We start from the raw sequence: 264 nt of genomic DNA on the forward strand, positions 1-264 counted from the left end.
TTCCCGGCCTAACCGCTGGCAACAAAGGATAAGGGTTGCGCTCGTTGCGGGACTTAACCCAACATTTCACAACACGAGCTGACGACAGCCATGCAGCACCTGTCTCAGAGTTCCCGAAGGCACCAAGGCATCTCTGCCAAGTTCTCTGGATGTCAAGAGTAGGTAAGGTTCTTCGCGTTGCATCGAATTAAACCACATGCTCCACCGCTTGTGCGGGCCCCCGTCAATTCATTTGAGTTTTAACCTTGCGGCCGTACTCCCCAG

1 rRNA gene is annotated in these 264 nt (G+C 53.8%); it reads right to left on the minus strand.

What is annotated here, in order from left to right:
• A 16S ribosomal RNA gene (locus tag MXM41_RS22710) occupies positions 1-264 on the minus strand; the annotation flags it as partial.

The organism is Leclercia adecarboxylata, from assembly GCF_035787115.1.
Lineage (GTDB): Bacteria > Pseudomonadota > Gammaproteobacteria > Enterobacterales > Enterobacteriaceae > Enterobacter > Enterobacter adecarboxylatus_E.